A 13,199-nucleotide genomic window follows, 5' to 3' on the forward strand; every position below is an offset into this window, starting at 1 on the left:
GAACGCGCTCCCCGGCTTCCGATAAACGCTGGGTTTGTCCAAATGTCAACTGAATCCAAGCCAAGGGAAAGTCGGCGGATAGGCGAGGGCGAGTTGCAAAGATGGATAACTCGGCTAGGATGAACGTAACTTGCATCTGATGAATCGTTCTTTAGGGAGATTAACGCTATGCAAAAAAGAAGGGGATTGAAACGATTGGTCTCGACGTTTTTTCTGATCGGTGCCGTGAAAGTCGTTTCGGCGGCGCCTTCCATCGGCGTGTTTCTGGACAAGAACGTCTTCGAACCGGGCGAGGAGGCCGCACCGTCGGTTTCGGTGACCGGGCAGGGGGACGAGACGAACAGGCAGGTGGACGTTTACCTCGGCTTGATCGCGCCCGACGGAACCATCTATCAATACCCGGGTTGGAAGCGATTGGATGAGGGGCAGAGTCCTTGGCTGAGTTCTTTCGACTTGCCCGGCGGCTACCATTTGAATCCGTTTGCCCTACCTGTCGATATGGGAAGTTTTCCCGATTTCTCGTCCGGGCAGTGGCAAGTGGCGGCGGCTTTGACCGAACCGGGGACGTTTAATATTATTTCAGTGGATTTCCAGCCCTTGGTGATTCCCGGCGCGTCGTCGAGCGACGGGGTGAACCGCATCGGATTCCTTTCCATCAACGATACCGACGACGGGGACTCCGGAAGGACCCAGGCGGCTTTCGGCTTCTTCATGGCGCTTCCAGGTGGCGAGTCCTCGGGAAGCGATGTGAGTAGCGATGATGTCCTGCAGGCCTTTCAGGGGGAGGGCCCGGGGATCGACCAATGCGGCGAGATCGAAACCTCGAGCAGTTCCAGCAGCAGTTCCGACGGCTTCGATACGGGGGGCGGGGATGTTCAGCTTCCCACCTTCCTGGATGCCGGAGACCCGTTGACCATCACCGCTCCGGCCGGACAGACCGCGTCGGTTCCCAAAGAAGTGATCGATTTGCCTCAGTTCGGCCCGCTCATTAATTACAGGGACGAGTCTCTTCCGCCGGGGGTGTATCAAGACAGCGGCACCTATACTTTTTCCGGCCCCGGCGGAGCCGACATCGGAGAGTTTTCCACCTCCTTGAACGCTCCGGCGCCGTTGACGGTGACCGCGCCCGACCTCTCCGGAACCGGAACGCTTAACACCTCCGACGATCTGCCAGTGACTTGGAACGGTAATGGCGGTCAGGGCGTGGTGAATCTGTTTCTTTCGACCTCGTCGACGGATTTCACTACCTTTCAGACGACCACTAAGACCCTCCACTGCCGATTTGCCGATGACGGCAGCGGCGTCGTGCCCGCCTCGTTGCTGGGAGAACTGGCCGGCAGCGCGTCTCAGGCAACCATACTCGTGGAGCGCAGCCGCATGACGTCCTTCGACGCCGATGGCCTGGATTTCGGCGTCTATACGATCAACACCGGAGTGTCGGGGGCTCTCATATTGCAGTGACTTCAGCGCTTGGTTACAAATTGCTGCGGGGTATCGGCCATTCGTCCTCAGGGACGCTGCAAGTCCGTCCCTGGACGCTCGGGACTCGGCCATCCCGGCCGAGTACGCCCTTCGGACGAACGCCCGATACCCGCTTTTTCGGATTTGTAAACAAGCTCTCAGAGTCGAGGACACGTTTAGCCGTCCCGGTGTCGGGCGAGATCGATGCAGCCCGCTGATATCCCCGCCTGGGTCTGGCTTTTGGCAGGTGCTTTGGCCGGTTGGCTGACGGCGCTGCCGGCGGCGGTTGGGTACAGCTATCGCTTGCGGCGAGAAAGGGATCTGCATCGGGCCGAAGCCCGCCGCGAGGCGGAACAGGCGGATAAGCTGGAGATTGAGTTGACTCGGGTTCGGGAGGATTTGGACGCCAGCCGCACCCGGGCGGCGGTGCTGGAGGAGAAATTCCAGCAGGAAAGCCGCCGCGTGGAGGAGTCCCGGGCCTTGCTCGAACAGGCCGAGAAGCGCCTGGCCGATATCTTCAAGGGCTTGTCCAAGGATGTCCTCGATCAAAACAGCAGCCAGTTTCTCCAGTTGGCGGAACAGTCCTTCAAGCGCCTTCAGGCGCAGGCGGGCCACGAGTGGGAAAAGAAACACCAGGCGGTGGAGTCCCTGGTGAAACCCATCGGCGAGTCCCTGGCCCAAGTACAGGCGGCCGTGGGGGAGGTGGAAAAGGCGCGCATCGATGCCTACGCGGCGCTCAAGCAGCAGATGGACGCCTTGCTCCAAACCCATTTGCCGCGCCTCCACAAGGAGACCGAGACCCTGGTTCGAGCTCTGCGCCAACCCGCCGCCCGGGGGCGCTGGGGAGAAATGCAGCTCAGGCGGGTGGTGGAGATGGCCGGGATGGTGTCCCACTGCGATTTCGAGGAACAAGTATCCCGCGATCGCGGCAACGGCCGCCTGCGGCCCGATCTGATCGTGCATCTGCCGGGGCGGCGGTCGGTGGTGGTGGATGCCAAGGTCCCCCTGGAAGCCTATCTCCAGGCGGTGGAGGCGGAAGACGACGAGGAGCGCCAGAGCCGTTTGACCGAGCACGCCGCTCAGCTCAAGCGCCACATTCAGCAGTTGTCCATGAAAAGCTACTTCGAGCAGTTCGAGCGGGCGCCCGAGTTCGTGGTGCTTTTCATGCCCGGGGAAGCTTTTTTCAGCGCCGCCCTCCACGCCGACCCGGGCTTGATCGAATACGGGGTGGAGAACAAGGTGATTCCGGCCAGCCCCACCACCCTGATCGCCTTGCTCAAGGCGGTGGCTTACGGCTGGCAGCAGGAGACCATGGCCCAGAGCGCCGAAGAGATCGTTCAGCTAGGCAAGGCGCTCTACGAACGAATCGTCAAGGTGTCCGAGCACTGGGCGAAAACGGGCGATCAGTTGGAGAAAACGGTCCGGAGCTATAATCAGGCCACCCGGAGTCTGGAGTCCCGCCTCCTGCCCACGGCGCGCAAATTCCAATCCTTGCGCCGTTCCCCCGAACATCCGGCCCTGGCGCCGCTGGAGTCGGTCGATCAGACCGTCCATCCGTTGCGGCTGCCGGATAGGCCCGATTGACAGCCCTCAATCCCGGAAGTTGGTGAACTGCAGGGGCAGATCCAGCTTGGCTTCCCGCAGCATTTGCATGACCTGTTGCAGGTCGTCGCGCTTTTTGCCGGTCACTCGCACCTGATCCCCTTGAACGGCGGCTTGGACCTTTAGTTTGGTTTCCTTGATTCGCTTGGTGATTTGCTTGGCCAGATCCCGGTCGATGCCCTGGCGCAGGGTGATTTCCTGGTGCGCCGCCTGGCCGCTGGTTTGGGGTTCTCCGGTATCGAGGCAATCCACGTCCACCCCGCGCTTGGCCAAGCGCATCTGCAGGATGTCGAGCATTTGCTTGAGCTGGAAATCGTTTTGCGCGTGCAGGGTGATTTTGTCCTCCGCCAGCTCGTAGCGTGCTCCCGACCCTTTGAAGTCGAAGCGGTTGGTGACCTCCCGGTTCGCTTGGTCCACGGCGTTGCTGACTTCGTGATGATCGATTTCGGAAACGATGTCGAATGATGGCATATTAAAGGTAATGGATTATTCTCTGTCTTCGTGAAAGGAGTCCTCGTCTCCCTCGGCGGGAAAATTTTCTTCGTCCCATTCGTTCTTGCCTTCCTGCAAGCCCATTTCGGAATATTCCAGATCGTCGGCCTCCACGTCGTCCATCGGGCCGGTCCAGTCTTCCGGCTCCTCGATGGTTTCCAGGTTCATTTCCTGCCAAGCCTCCAGGTCGATCTGGTCCACATTCCCGTCGAAATACTGCACCTCGACCACGGCGGCGGCCTCGTCGACGACCAGCACCTTGAATTTGTCCTCCGTGTCCAGGTCCAGGTACCAGTGACCTTCGATCGGCTCGAGTTCGTTCATTGCCGCCTCCTGAGGATGAAGTTGACCGTCTGACTGAATCCTAGCACAAGGTTCTCAACGTTTGCGATGGGCTTGGATGATTTCGTAGGCGTTGCGGATTTGTTGGGTTTTCTCGGTGGCGATCTTGACCATTTCTTCCGGCAGTCCCTTGGCCACCAGCTTATCCGGATGGTGCTGACTCATCAGCCGTCGATAGGATTTTTTGATTTCCGCGTCCGAGGTCGAAGGCGAAACACCCAATATGGCGTAGGCATCGGACAGGCTGGGACCTTGGCGCCGGGGCGGAGCTTGGCGGCGGCCGGTGTATTGATATTGATAGCGGGCCTGGGAGAAGCGCAACTGGGCTTCCATGAAGGCCCGCAGCGCCTTGAACTCGAAGCGGGAAAAGTTCAGGCGGTGACAGATATGCAGGAGCATCCTTTCCTCGGCCGGATGGAGACTGCCGTCGGCGTAGCCGGCCTGCAGCAGGATCTCGAGAAATAGGCGGATCAAGGAGGAACGCCGCCCCACTTCGCGGCGGAATTGATCCAGGGTGTCGTCCAGGGGGAAGCGGGGGGACTTGCCTTCGTTGAACAGGCGGACCGCGGCCTGGCGCATCTCTTCGGTGAGATCCATCCGCGCCATGATCCGGCGCGCCATTTCGATTTCCGCCTCGGAGACCCGGCCGTCGGCCTTGGCCAGGTGTCCCATCACCGAGAAGGTGGCGGTGAAGAACGCCATCTGGATGCGGTGTTGGCGTCCCGGCTCCAGGCGCGGCAAGACGTCTCCGCCTTCCATGCCGCGGTCGAATTGGTGGCCGATGGCCGTCCCCAAAAGCGCGCCCAGGGGGCCGCCCAGCATGAAACCGAAAGTGCCGCCGAAAACCTTGCCTAACCAGCTCATTCCCTTTGTCGCCGCTTGCTAAAATCGAGAAAAAAACTCATTATTACACGTTTTGAGATAAGGAAAAATCGCCTATGCCGCCGGAAACCCTGTTCGAATCCCGCCTCTCCAGTCTAAAGTTGTTGGGCCGGGGCAAGGTCAGGGACATCTACGAAATCGACCGGGCGCGTTTGCTGATCGTCACCACCGATCGCTTGTCGGCCTTCGACGTGGTCCTGTCCGACCCCATTCCCGGCAAGGGACAGGTTTTGACGCGCGTGTCCCGTTTTTGGTTCGACCGGACGGCGGATCGGGTGCCCAACCATCTTCTGGACGTGCCCTTGGCGGAAGTGCTGCCCGATCCGGCCGAGTGCGAGCAGGTGGAAAGTCGCGCGCTCGTGGTCAGGCGCCTGAAGCCATTGCCGGTGGAGGCCATCGTGCGCGGCTATCTGATCGGTTCCGGTTGGAAGGATTATCGGCGCACCGGCACGGTGTGCGGCATCGAATTGCCGTCCGGACTGCGGCTGGCGGATCGGCTGCCCGAGCCCATTTTCACCCCGTCCACCAAGGCGGAATTGGGCACCCACGACGAGAATATCGATTTTGCGCGTATGGTTGAACGGGTGGGTTCTAATTTAGCCGAACAAGTACGCGATGCGAGCCTGGCGATCTATGCTCAGGCGGCTGAATATGCCTTGACGCGGGGAATCATCATCGCCGATACCAAGTTCGAGTTCGGCTTGGATGCGGAGGGGCAATTGTATTTGATCGACGAGGTGTTGACCCCCGATTCCTCGCGCTTCTGGCCGGCGGATGGGTACCGGCCCGGGCGCAATCCGCCCAGCTTTGACAAGCAGTTCGTGCGCGATTATCTGGAATCCATCGATTGGGATAAAAAGCCGCCGCCGCCCCGGTTGCCGGCGGAAATCATCGCCCAAACGGCGGCCAAATACCGCGAAGCAGAGCGGCGGTTGATGGGGCATGGTGGGGGCCTGTAGGCCGGATAAGCGAAGTCGCATCCGGCAGGCGCCTTATAACCAACCGTGCTCGGCGAAGGAAAAGGTTTCTCCGTCTCCGACGATCATGTGGTCCAGCACCCGGATGTCGAACAGGGCCAAGGCCTGGCGCAATCGGTCGGTGATCGCGCGGTCGGCGGCGCTGGGCTCGGAGATGCCCGACGGGTGATTGTGAGCGAAAATCACCGCGCTGGTGTTCAGGTTCAAAGCCTGTTTGGCGACTTCCCGGGGATAGATGCTGGCGCCGTCCACGGTGCCGCGGAATAATTCCTCGTAGCGAATGACCCGATGGCGGGTGTCCAAAAACAAGGCGGCGAAAATTTCGTGAGGATGATCGCGCAAATGGCGTTGGAAAAACGCGCGGGTCAAATCCGGCGAGGTGAGTGCGTCGCCGCGTTCCAGGTTTTCTCGGATATGGCGGCGAGCCATTTCCAACACCGCCTGGAGCTGGATGTACTTGGCGGACCCCAAACCCTTGCCTTGGGTGAAGCGGGAATGGTCGGCATCCAGGAGGGCGCGCAGGGAGCCGAATTGGGTGAGCAGTTCCCGGGCCAAATCCACGGCGGTTTTGCCTTTCACTCCGGTGCGCAGGAAAATGGCCAATAATTCCGCATCCGACAGCGCCTCCGGGCCGCGGCTGAGCAATTTTTCCCGGGGCCGTTCCAATTCGGGCCAGTCGCTGATCGCCATATTACACCTTGTCGAGTTGCTGATTTGAGTTAAGTCTAGTATGGAACCGCTTTCTCTCGATCGACGCCGGATTCTGCTGGGCGTCACCGGCGGCATCGCCGCCTACAAAACCGCGGAATTGGTCCGCCGGTTGCGGGTCGCCGGAGCCGAAGTGCAGGTGGTGATGACCGAGGCGGCGACCCGCTTCATCACTCCTCTGACGCTCCAGGCGTTATCGGGCAGGCCAGTCCGGACCGAATTGTGGGACACGGCGGCCGAGGCGGCCATGGGGCACATCGAGCTGGCCCGTTGGGCCGAGCGAATCTTGGTGGCACCGGCGAGCGCCGACTTTCTGGCTAAACTTAGAGCGGGCCGGGCGGATGATCTGCTCACGACCCTGTGTCTGGCTGCCGACGCCCCGACGGCGGTGGCGCCGGCCATGAATCGGTGCATGTGGGAACATCCGGCGACCCGGGAAAACGTCGCCGCGCTGCAGGTCCGGGGAGTGCAAGTTTGGGGGCCGGATCGGGGCTCGCAGGCGTGTGGAGAGACGGGACCGGGTCGGATGCTGGAGGCCGCCGAACTCCATCGGTGCGTGATCGAGTGGCTGCAGCCGGGGCCGCTTTCGGGGGTTGACCTGTTGATCACCGCCGGTCCGACCCGCGAGGCCATCGACCCGGTGCGGTTTCTGAGCAACCGCAGTTCCGGCAAGATGGGGTATGCCGTGGCCCGGGCCGCGGCCGAGGCAGGGGCGACAGTGACCTTGGTGTCCGGTCCTTGCGCCCTGGAGCCGCCGTCTAAGGTGAAACTGGTGCGCGTGGAAAGCGCCAGTGAAATGTATACGGCGGTCATGGACCGGGCGGTGGAACAGGCGATTTTCATCGGGGCGGCGGCGGTGGCCGATTATGCGCCCGCCGCTTCCCGGCCCGAAAAGATCAAAAAGGATGCCCGAACGATGCGGCTGGAATTGGTCAAGACCCCGGATATCCTGGCCGCGGTGGCGGCGCTGGAAAAACGGCCGTTTACGGTCGGGTTCGCCGCCGAAACCGATCATCTCAAACAGCACGCCCGCGCTAAACTCGAGCGTAAAGGTCTGGATATGATCGCCGCTAACCAGGTCGGCGGGGGACTCGGTTTCGAAGCGGAGGAAAACCGTTTATGGGTACTGTGGCCGGAAGGGGAACGGCACCTGCCGACCACTTCCAAATTGGAACTGGCCAGGCAACTTTTGGCCTTGATTGTGGAGCGCTATGAAGCGAAAAATTCAGTTCAAGATTCTCGATGACCGACTGGGGCGGGATATCGCCTTGCCCCGCTACGCCACGGATGGGTCCGCCGGTTTGGATTTGCGGGCTTGTCTCGACTCGCCGTTGACTTTGGCGCCGAGCGATACCGCTTTGATTCCCACCGGGCTGGCCATTCATATCCAAGATCCCCACCTGGCCGCGATGATATTGCCCCGCTCCGGATTGGGCCACAAGCACGGCATTGTGCTCGGCAATTTGGTGGGATTGATCGATTCCGACTACCAGGGCGAGGTGATGGTATCCTGCTGGAATCGCGGTTCGATTCCCTTTACCATCGAAATCGGGGAACGGATCGCTCAATTGGTCGTGGTGCCGGTGGTGCAGGCGCAATTCGAACAGGTCGAGACCTTCGAGCCCAGCGATCGGGGAGAAGGGGGATTTGGACATACCGGCCGGGGATAGGAGTCTAGGGTGAGCTTGGCGCGATGGTTGGTCATTCTGCTTGCGGCGGCGCTGGTGTCGCTCACTTTGGCCGTGACGGGCACCTATTTTCTGGCCTGGCAGAAATCCCGGGCAAACGAGGCCCGAGTCTGGAGCGAATATGCCCGGAGCGTCGCCCGGCAGATCCAGATCCGTCAAAAATATTTGCTGGCTTGGGTGGACGGGTTGGTTCGCGATCCTCGCGTAGCGGATGCGCTGACTGGCGAGGGACAACCGATTTCCGCCGAAGAGCAACGCTTGCTGCGGATGATTCCCCGCGCGGTGCAGGTGCGGATCATTCCTCGGGAAGCGGGGGCGTGGACGGATAGCGGCAATCTGGGGCTGGGGTTTGCCGACATGGATCTGGTCAATCAAGCCGAAACCGGTGCTCCCCCACCGGCGGTCCATAACTTCACTTCCAGCGAGCGCCATGTGGCGGTGGCGCGCGCGGTCAGGCGGGAAGATCGAGTGATCGGGGTGCTCTTGGTCGGGATCGATGTGCAATGGTTAGAGCAAGCCTTGCCGACGCCTCCCCAAGGGGCGGTGGCCTTGCGACAGGGATCGTTGTGGGTGGCCTTTCGAGGGGACGATGCGCTCAAGGAGGCATCGCCCGGGGCCTCCCTTCCGATCTCCGGGACGCCCTGGCAGCTGCAGTATTGGATACCGTCCTCGGATTGGATCACCCTGCTAGGCGGCGTCGCGATTTGGGCCTTGGCGGTTTTGGTGTTGGGGATTTTGTTTGGATGGGTCTGGCGAAAAGGTGAGAGGGCGATCGAAGCCGATCGTACGACTTTGTTTACCTTGGCCAACGATTTGGCGGCCGGTACCGTACGGGGCAATTATTCTATGACCTTGCAAGAGCTTCGGCCCCTTTTGGATCGTCTTTTGCAACTTCAGCGATCCCGTTGGCATCCCGAACAAGCGGCTCTCTCCGAGGAAGAGCAAGTGGAGCGGGAAGCCGCACCGCTACCCGAGACCGAGTCCCCGCCTGAAGCAAGGGGGGAGGAAACACCGCCTTCGCTTCCGGAGAAAGCGCAGGCGGCGCCGGTGACCTTGCCGGAGGTCGTCTTTCGCCCTTCCGCTATTGCAGGTGTGGTCGGGGAAACGCTGACGCCGGAGAGCGTCCGCGAATTGGGGCGGGCCATCGGGAGCGAGTCGGAATCCCGGGGACAGCAGATGGTGGCGGTCGGGCGGGACGCCCGCGCGTCCAGTGAAGCGCTGGTCCAAGCGCTGAGCGAAGGTTTGCGCGCCAGCGGGCGGGATGTGATCGACCTGGGCAAGGTGCCGACCGCCGTTGTCAATTTTGCCACCCACTATTTGCCCAATTGCGCGGGCGTCATGGTGACCGCCGGGTCCGATCCTCCGGAATACAATGGTTTGAAAGTCGTCGTCGGTGGCGAGCCTTGCGGGGAAAAAGCGCTGCTGGCGCTCAACCGGCGCTTGCAAAAGGGCGATTTGAGTTCCGGCATGGGGATGCTGGAAAGCCGGGATCTTCTCGCCGATTACATCGGTGCCATCATCGATGATGTTCAGATCGGTCGTCCTTTGAAGGTCGTCGTGGACTACGGACCCGGCGTGGCGGGACAAGTGGCGCCGGCGCTATTACGTACCCTGGGGTGCGAGGTGGAAGAACTTCATACCCAGGGAGCCCTGAATCCCTTTGCCCCCGGTGCCTTGGATCGCTTGATTGGGAAAGTCCGGGAAGATCGGGAGGTGGAATTGGGCTTGGCATTCGACGGAGATGGCAACCGGCTGGCGGTGGTCGATGCGCAAGGCGAGCCGATCATGCCGGACCGAGTGTTGATGTTGCTGGCGGCCGATGTGTTGTCGCGCGAGCCGGGGGGAGATATCGTCTTCGACATTCAATGCAGCCGTCATTTGGCGGGGCATATCGTTCAACACGGGGGGCGTCCGGTAGTGACGCCCTCGGGAGACGGTCCGATTCGCGCCAAAATGGCCGAATTGGGGGCGGTTCTCGGCGGAGGATTCGATGGCTCTCTCCTGTTTCAGGAACGCTGGACCGGTTTGTCCGATGCGATCTACGGGGCGGCCCGATTGGTGGAGGTGCTGTCCGCCGAACCGTTGACTTCCGATGAAATTTTCGCCGAGTTGCCTCAAGGGATTGTCACACCCCGCTTGCACGTCGATTTGTCTCCCGGCGAACCGGAGACAATGATGCAAGTGTTGGTGGCTTCCTCGGATAAATTTTTCCGCGACGCTAAAATCAATACCCTCGACGGTATCCGGGCGGATTACGCCGACGGTTGGGGGGTGGTGAGCGTTTCCAAGAGTGTTCCGGGGCTGGTGTTCCGCTTCGAAGCGGACAACGAGGAAGCTTTGTTCCGAATTCAAGGGTATTTCCGGGAATGGTTCGAGACCTTGGAGATCGATCTGGATTTACCTTTTGGTGTGAGAGTGGAGTAAAACCGAAGATGGAAAAGCAAAATTCGTTACCGGGCGATTCCGCCGGTCGCATCGCCCACGTTTTAATCGAAGCCTTGCCCTACATTCGTCGTTTTCGGGGGCGGACCATGGTGATCAAGTACGGGGGCAACGCCATGGTGGACGATACCCTGAAGGCGAGTTTCGCCCGCGATGTGGTGTTGCTGAAACTGGTGGGGATCAATCCGGTGGTGGTTCATGGCGGCGGTCCTCAAATCGGACGTCTGTTGGAACGCTTGGGCAAACCCAGTCGCTTCGTGGAAGGGATGCGGGTGACCGACAGTGAAACCATGGATGTGGTGGAAATGGTGCTCGGCGGTCTGGTCAACAAGGAGATCGTCAGCCTGTTGAATCAGCATGGCGGCCACGCGGTCGGCTTGACGGGCAAGGACGGCGCCCTCATCCGAGCGCGCAAGATTTTTTTGCAGCGCACCGCGCCGGAAGCCCAGGCGCCCGAGATCATAGATCTGGGGCATGTGGGGGAGGTGGATCACATCGACCCGGCGGTGGTGGATATGTTGGTCCACGGGGATTTCATTCCGGTGATCGCGCCCATCGGGGTGGGCGAAGATGGCAGCTCCTACAATATCAACGCCGATTTGGTCGCCGGCAAGGTGGCCCAAGTCCTGGGCGCGGAAAAATTGATTCTACTCACCAATACCCGGGGGGTGTTGGATAAGGACGGCCAGTTGTTGACCGGCCTGTCGCGCCAGGAAGTGGAGAGTTTGATCGCCGACGGCACGATCGCCGGCGGGATGATCCCCAAAATCCGCTGCGCCATGGAGGCGCTGCAGGAAGGGGTTCGCAGTGTGCATATCATCGACGGGCGGGTGGAGCACGCGGTATTGCTGGAATTGCTCACCGACAGTGGAATCGGCACCCTATTGGGCGGCTGATCCCAGACCTTCCTGAATGAAGCGGGAAAAACCCGCGCGGATTTCCTGCACCTTTTCACTGCGGCATAAGGCCTGGCCCTGCCTGGAAAGCTTGCAGCGCACATCCAAAAACAAGGTATCGTAACCGGTTTTTCCTTTGATACGAGCGACCGTCAACGCGATATCCTGTTCTTGATGGGGATCTTCGGTATGGAGGATGGTCTCGCTGTCGATATACAGGGGCGTGGTGGCATGTACCCGGAGGTATATTTTGGCCAACTGCCAGGCCCGATCGCACTCGGCGTGTCCCTCGCAGGAGAGGAGACTGAGAATGACGCGACGTTTGCCCGATGGCTCCGAGTCGGGCCGGGTGGTGGCGGTCTTCTTCACGCCTTGTTGAAGGCGTGCGTGGAGTTTGCGGAATCTATCCACATCCCGGGCGAATTTGCGTTTCAGTTCTTCCTTGGCTTCCGATTCGTGGGCGATCTTGAGGTGGTGCTGGCGGATCTGACGCCGGATCCCTTCTATCGACTCGATCAGGAAGGCGGGAACGTTGCGTCCCTGCCTTTCGATTTCCGCCGCTTGGCTGATCTTGGCATCCAGGAGAGTCCGTTGTCGGGCGATATTCGCCTTGAGCACTGTAATCCGCGCGTCGATGGTGTTGAGCTGTCCCTGCAGGGCCAAGTGGAGTTCTTCCTCGTTACGATAGGTGCGTAGCAACGCCCGGTCGCGGGCCATTTCTTCTTCCAGGAGGTGTTTTTCGGTCTTGCGTAGCTCCGCCAAGCGCGATTCCCGCGCCAGCTCCTCCGGGGTTTTGGCCTTTTCCACCACATCGAGCTTGCGCAGCCGGGATTTGTCGTAGATCTGCCGTTCGTGTTTGGCGTCCTCGACAGGAACCGTATCGGAATAATGCACCTTGCCCCGATCATCCACCCAGCGGTATAACTTGGCGGCCGATTTATCTTCCGCCCAAGCGGGAGAGCATAGCAGAAGGAGAGCCAGATAAAGGGGGACTGTGCGTGTCATCTTAATTTAAGCGTAGCCTTTCGGGCGCCACAATCAAGCGCCGAAGCGTTCACGGTATGCGCGAACGGTGCCCAGTTTGTCCCCGAAACGGCCGCTTTTCTCCAGATATTCGATCACATCCGCCAAGGTCGCGATGGCCCGGACCGGGATGGCATAGCGGCGTTCGATTTCAGCAATCGCGGATATGCCGTCCGGGCCGATTTCCTGCCGGTCGAGAGCGAGCATGACGCCGCCGGGGATGGCTCCGGCCCGGGTGATGATCTCCACCGATTCCCGGATCGATGTGCCGGCGGTGATCACATCGTCGACGATCATGATCCGTCCTTGCAGGGGAGTGCCGACGATCAAGCCGCCTTCGCCGTGGTCTTTGATCTCCTTGCGGTTGAAGGCGTAGGGAATGTCCTTGGCATGGCGATCGGCCAGGGCGATGGCGGTGGTGCACGCCAGGGGAATGCCTTTGTAAGCCGGCCCGTAGAGCATGTCGTAGCCGAGGGCGTTCTGTTCCAGGGCGGCGGCGTAAAACTGGCCCAGGCGATGTAATTTGGCGCCGCTGTTGAACAGGCCGGCGTTGAAAAAGTAGGGACTGGTGCGGCCGGATTTCAGGGTGAACCGGCCGAAACGCAAGGCGTCGGCGTCGATCGCGAATTCAATGAATTCCTGTTGATAAGACAGCATGTTGGTTTGAGTAAGCAAATGACTAATCT

General features: G+C 60.5%; 13 protein-coding genes. 7 read left to right on the forward strand and 6 right to left on the reverse strand.

Features of this window, described 5'->3' with window-relative positions:
- The first annotated feature begins 168 nt into the window (after window positions 1-168).
- Window positions 169-1,461 carry a hypothetical protein gene (locus tag H035_RS0106930; protein ID WP_022948260.1) on the forward strand — a complete coding sequence of 431 codons (1,293 nt, stop codon included), beginning with the start codon at window positions 169-171 and terminating at the stop codon, window positions 1,459-1,461.
- Window positions 1,462-1,665: 204 nt separating this feature from the next.
- A complete protein-coding gene (gene rmuC / locus H035_RS18615; protein ID WP_022948261.1) occupies window positions 1,666-3,045 on the forward strand; it encodes a DNA recombination protein RmuC in 1,380 nt (459 codons plus the stop codon).
- Between the two features lie 6 nt (window positions 3,046-3,051).
- On the opposite strand, the gene H035_RS0106940 is transcribed toward rmuC, so the two are convergent.
- From H035_RS0106940 to djlA, 3 genes are read right to left on the reverse strand one after another with little or no spacing between them, the layout of a single operon-like run.
- The gene (locus tag H035_RS0106940; protein ID WP_022948262.1) at window positions 3,052-3,534 is read right to left on the reverse strand and encodes a YajQ family cyclic di-GMP-binding protein; all 483 of its coding nucleotides are present in this window, start codon (window positions 3,532-3,534) and stop codon (window positions 3,052-3,054) included.
- Window positions 3,535-3,549: 15 nt separating this feature from the next.
- On the reverse strand, window positions 3,550-3,879 hold the full coding sequence (locus H035_RS18620; protein ID WP_022948263.1) for a DUF6763 family protein: 330 nt from the start codon (window positions 3,877-3,879) through the stop codon (window positions 3,550-3,552).
- A gap of 54 nt (window positions 3,880-3,933) precedes the next feature.
- Window positions 3,934-4,761, reverse strand: coding sequence for a co-chaperone DjlA (djlA, locus tag H035_RS0106950; RefSeq protein ID WP_022948264.1), 828 nt, complete (start codon window positions 4,759-4,761; stop codon window positions 3,934-3,936).
- A gap of 74 nt (window positions 4,762-4,835) precedes the next feature.
- Between djlA and H035_RS0106955 the strand changes: the two genes are divergently transcribed.
- On the forward strand, window positions 4,836-5,738 hold the full coding sequence (locus tag H035_RS0106955) for a phosphoribosylaminoimidazolesuccinocarboxamide synthase (RefSeq protein ID WP_022948265.1): 903 nt from the start codon (window positions 4,836-4,838) through the stop codon (window positions 5,736-5,738).
- 33 nt (window positions 5,739-5,771) lie between these two features.
- Here H035_RS0106955 and radC read toward each other — a convergent pair whose 3' ends face one another.
- On the reverse strand, window positions 5,772-6,446 hold the full coding sequence (gene radC, locus H035_RS0106960) for a RadC family protein (protein WP_022948266.1): 675 nt from the start codon (window positions 6,444-6,446) through the stop codon (window positions 5,772-5,774).
- 40 nt (window positions 6,447-6,486) lie between these two features.
- Between radC and coaBC the strand changes: the two genes are divergently transcribed.
- From coaBC to argB, 4 genes are read left to right on the forward strand one after another with little or no spacing between them, the layout of a single operon-like run.
- Complete coding sequence (coaBC, locus tag H035_RS0106965) at window positions 6,487-7,710, forward strand: bifunctional phosphopantothenoylcysteine decarboxylase/phosphopantothenate--cysteine ligase CoaBC (protein WP_022948267.1); 1,224 nt, start codon at window positions 6,487-6,489, stop codon at window positions 7,708-7,710.
- Window positions 7,676-8,134 carry a dUTP diphosphatase gene (gene dut, locus H035_RS0106970; protein WP_022948268.1) on the forward strand — a complete coding sequence of 153 codons (459 nt, stop codon included), beginning with the start codon at window positions 7,676-7,678 and terminating at the stop codon, window positions 8,132-8,134. The genes coaBC and dut overlap by 35 nt, the downstream gene beginning before the upstream one ends.
- Before the next feature lie 9 nt (window positions 8,135-8,143).
- Window positions 8,144-10,576: a phosphomannomutase/phosphoglucomutase gene (locus tag H035_RS22415; protein ID WP_022948269.1), complete on the forward strand. Its 2,433-nt coding sequence runs from the start codon at window positions 8,144-8,146 to the stop codon at window positions 10,574-10,576.
- 8 nt (window positions 10,577-10,584) lie between these two features.
- Window positions 10,585-11,490 (forward strand): acetylglutamate kinase, encoded by a 906-nt coding sequence (gene argB, locus H035_RS0106980; RefSeq protein WP_022948270.1) that lies wholly within the window; start codon window positions 10,585-10,587, stop codon window positions 11,488-11,490.
- Here argB and H035_RS0106985 read toward each other — a convergent pair.
- Together H035_RS0106985 and pyrE are read right to left on the reverse strand one after the other, a co-directional pair.
- Window positions 11,476-12,495, reverse strand: a complete 1,020-nt coding sequence (locus H035_RS0106985; protein WP_022948271.1) for a DUF4124 domain-containing protein — start codon at window positions 12,493-12,495, stop codon at window positions 11,476-11,478. The genes argB and H035_RS0106985 overlap by 15 nt on opposite strands.
- Before the next feature lie 33 nt (window positions 12,496-12,528).
- Complete coding sequence (pyrE, locus tag H035_RS0106990) at window positions 12,529-13,170, reverse strand: orotate phosphoribosyltransferase (protein ID WP_022948272.1); 642 nt, start codon at window positions 13,168-13,170, stop codon at window positions 12,529-12,531.
- Between the last annotated feature and the right edge of the window lie 29 nt (window positions 13,171-13,199).

Origin of the sequence: Methylohalobius crimeensis 10Ki (genome assembly GCF_000421465.1) — a bacterium.
Taxonomy (GTDB): domain Bacteria; phylum Pseudomonadota; class Gammaproteobacteria; order Methylococcales; family Methylothermaceae; genus Methylohalobius; species Methylohalobius crimeensis.

Excerpts from the sequence above, each read along its gene's own strand:
- H035_RS0106930 (WP_022948260.1), top strand. The coding sequence starts at position 169 with ATGCAAAAAAGAAGGGGATTGAAACGATTGGTCTCGACGTTTTTTCTG.
- rmuC (WP_022948261.1), top strand. The coding sequence starts at position 1,666 with ATGCAGCCCGCTGATATCCCCGCCTGGGTCTGGCTTTTGGCAGGTGCT.
- H035_RS0106940 (WP_022948262.1), bottom strand. The coding sequence starts at position 3,534 with ATGCCATCATTCGACATCGTTTCCGAAATCGATCATCACGAAGTCAGC.
- H035_RS18620 (WP_022948263.1), bottom strand. The coding sequence starts at position 3,879 with ATGAACGAACTCGAGCCGATCGAAGGTCACTGGTACCTGGACCTGGAC.
- djlA (WP_022948264.1), bottom strand. The coding sequence starts at position 4,761 with ATGAGCTGGTTAGGCAAGGTTTTCGGCGGCACTTTCGGTTTCATGCTG.
- H035_RS0106955 (WP_022948265.1), top strand. The coding sequence starts at position 4,836 with ATGCCGCCGGAAACCCTGTTCGAATCCCGCCTCTCCAGTCTAAAGTTG.
- radC (WP_022948266.1), bottom strand. The coding sequence starts at position 6,446 with ATGGCGATCAGCGACTGGCCCGAATTGGAACGGCCCCGGGAAAAATTG.
- coaBC (WP_022948267.1), top strand. The coding sequence starts at position 6,487 with ATGGAACCGCTTTCTCTCGATCGACGCCGGATTCTGCTGGGCGTCACC.
- dut (WP_022948268.1), top strand. The coding sequence starts at position 7,676 with ATGAAGCGAAAAATTCAGTTCAAGATTCTCGATGACCGACTGGGGCGG.
- argB (WP_022948270.1), top strand. The coding sequence starts at position 10,585 with ATGGAAAAGCAAAATTCGTTACCGGGCGATTCCGCCGGTCGCATCGCC.
- H035_RS0106985 (WP_022948271.1), bottom strand. The coding sequence starts at position 12,495 with ATGACACGCACAGTCCCCCTTTATCTGGCTCTCCTTCTGCTATGCTCT.
- pyrE (WP_022948272.1), bottom strand. The coding sequence starts at position 13,170 with ATGCTGTCTTATCAACAGGAATTCATTGAATTCGCGATCGACGCCGAC.